Consider the following 2,809-nt stretch of genomic DNA (forward strand, 5'->3'; position numbering starts at 1 on the left):
GAGCGAAGGAGAAGTTGTAGATTTACACCCAAATAAAGCAATAAAAAAACAGCAAAATATAAAATAAAAACGATTAGAAAATAACACCTGTTATACCCCTTTACAAAAATACAAAGCCTTTAAAAACAGGCTATGCAGCAATAAAATAAAAACAAAGTTAACTTAAATTAATTAACATTTGTTTATTCTGAACTAAAAATAAACCATTTAGCTTTAATCAAACATGAATCGTGCTACTTACTAATCTGTGAAATGCGTAGTAACTTATGTAATTTAACTAATTAAGAGCAAGTAAAAGACGAGAATGACAACAGTGAGCCTATTTGTAGCTTGTAACACGAATAATGTTACTCTTTAACGCATTGTTTTCAATATAAAACTGAAGCCCTGCAGCATTATTCGGAACTTCAAATGTTAAACGTGTATTTGAAACGAATTTCGGGGTAATTTTAAGCGGTCCCAACACCACTTTTGAATCTTGATTAAAACCAATACCTGAAAGCGAAAAAGTTTTACCTTTTTCAAGAGTAACAGAAGCATCGCCAAAAATAAGTGGCGCACTATTTAATAAAGATTCAACCTTAACTTCATTGGTTTTTTGGTCTTGATCATAAATAAATAGCGCATATTTACCTTTAGGTACCTCTAATTTAAACACGAGGCCTTCGCTACTAATTGAGGTAGGTTTAAAATTAAAAACATTATTGTGTTGATACACAACAACAACCGGATCGATTAGTTTTTCAAACTGTGTACCAGTAATTAGAATATCATCGCCAAAACGATAACGCCCAACCGCTGAGACACCTGAATAAAAACCTGAAAGCTGAGATACAGTAATGGTATTTTTAGCAAAAAACACTGACTTCTTTTGTGGATTTAAATCAAAATTATCAAGCACTTTATCGTTATCACTATCAAATGCAAACGCAGTAGCGCTAAATACACACCCTGAAATAATAGCAATAAGGTAACTTCTCATAAATGACTCTAATAATGACTACTTTTATAAGTTAGTCATATACCATTAATTAATAAAGATGTTTATAAAAAAATACCCTATTTGTAATTTATTCAGCTAAAAAATACCTTAATCACTAGCGTGTTAAAATTAACAAACACTTCATTATGTAAGTAATAGGATATTTTTGCCGTAAAACGATAAATTCAGAAAGCTAAAACCGATTGAACAATAGAGAATAATTATTTTAAAACCTTTAAGTTTCAGAAGCTGAATTTTTAACTAGCCAGATGGCTATATGTAAAATGGAATGCACTGAAAACAAAGCTAGAAAAAACATATAAAAAAGCCCAACACAGTTGGGCTTTATCGTTAAACAAGAAAGCGTTTATCTAAATAGCACTTCTTCTTTTTTGAACCAATGCACACATGCCGTCATTAATAAGCCTGCTAGCACTGCGGTGGCAATAAAGATCATACCAACGTAACTATAATCTACTGTGCCTTTTAAAATCTCTTTAATAGCTAATGCAACATTGGTAATTGGCACCATAGCAGTACTCATGCTGAGTTCCATATTTGGCATCATCGCAACAATAAGCGGCAAAAATGCAAGCATCGAAAGTGGGCCCATATAGTTTTGTGCTTCTTTAAATGAACGTGCATAAATCGAAATAGCCAAAACAAGTGATGAAAAAACACATGCAAGCGGAATCAGCAATAACAAAATAAGTGCAAAATCAGCAAAGCCTAGCATCGAAAATGCATCAGTGATTTTCTCTACCTCAAAGAAGTTACCAGCCATTTTCATCCATATGCCCATACTGGCGACAGTAATTAGTGCCGTTGCCAAAGAGGTAAATAACACGGTAAAAAACTTACCAAGTACCAGCTCTGTTCTCGAAATAGGTGTTAGTAAAAGTGTTTCAAGTGTGCCCCGCTCTTTTTCACCTGCGCCTAAATCAATCGCTGGGTAACTTGCACCAGCAAGTACAAGCGGAATTAATAAGTACGGAATCAGTGCACCTAGTTTTTCGCCTAAGTTTTCACGTAAATCGGCAGTGTCGACTTTTTCAAGCACGACTGGGTTAAGCAGCGCTTCTTGATGTTCAATGGCAATTCCAAGCTTATTAAACTGCTCACTTTGCAGTGTTTGTGAAAACTCTTCCGCCATCTCTTTGATACGTGCAAAGATAAAACTAAGCGATGAAGAATCATTGAAAACAACCTGCCATGAATTACTTTTACCGCTTTCAAGAGATGAACGCGCATCGTCAGTAATCACAATACCTACATCAATTACTTCGTTTTGTACTGCCGTTTTTAGGTCATCGACTGTTTTAAAATCACCTTCGACCAATTTGAAGTTTTTATGGTAAAACAGTTTATCTTTAAATTCTGGGGCGTATTGGGCATTAATAATCGCGTAAGTATGCACCTTTTGTTCTGCTTCGATAGCGGCTTTACTCATTAAAAAGCCCATTAAAGCAAAAATGATTGGGAAGATGGCAACCGGCAGTGCAACTACAAATAATAATGTTTTTCTGTCACGCAGTAGCTCTTTTAACTCTTTTAAAAATACCTCAAACACCTTGTTGCTCCTTTAAAATCGTTAAAAACGCGTTGTTAAGTACATCACTGCGACCACGCTCTTTAAATTCACCAATGGTGCCATCAAAACACGTAACCCCTTTATCAATCACACTTACGCGCTCACATAAAAGCTCTACTTCATCTAAGTGATGAGTTGAAAAAATAACCGGAGTACCGTGTGCTTTTATGCTTTGAATAAAGCTAATAACCGTTTGGGTAGTCATAATATCAAGGCCTGTGGTTGGCTCATCAAGC

At 35.1% G+C, this 2,809-nt stretch carries 2 protein-coding genes and 1 pseudogene; all 3 read right to left on the reverse strand.

What is annotated here, in order from left to right; genetic code table 11:
- Positions 1-319 precede the first annotated feature (319 nt).
- Positions 320-982: a hypothetical protein gene (locus ABYD77_RS18610; protein WP_372771589.1), complete on the reverse strand. Its 663-nt coding sequence runs from the start codon at positions 980-982 to the stop codon at positions 320-322.
- Positions 983-1,349: 367 nt separating this feature from the next.
- Positions 1,350-2,552, reverse strand: coding sequence for an ABC transporter permease (locus ABYD77_RS18615; protein ID WP_372771590.1), 1,203 nt, complete (start codon positions 2,550-2,552; stop codon positions 1,350-1,352).
- Positions 2,545-2,809 (reverse strand): annotated as a pseudogene (locus ABYD77_RS18620) (ABC transporter ATP-binding protein); the annotation flags it as partial. The gene ABYD77_RS18615 and the pseudogene ABYD77_RS18620, both read right to left, overlap by 8 nt.

This window comes from Pseudoalteromonas sp., assembly GCF_041629635.1.
Taxonomy (GTDB): domain Bacteria; phylum Pseudomonadota; class Gammaproteobacteria; order Enterobacterales; family Alteromonadaceae; genus Pseudoalteromonas.

What these genes read in the sequence shown, in the direction of transcription:
- ABYD77_RS18610 (WP_372771589.1), bottom strand. Translation starts at nt 982, where the DNA reads ATGAGAAGTTACCTTATTGCTATTATTTCAGGGTGTGTATTTAGCGCT.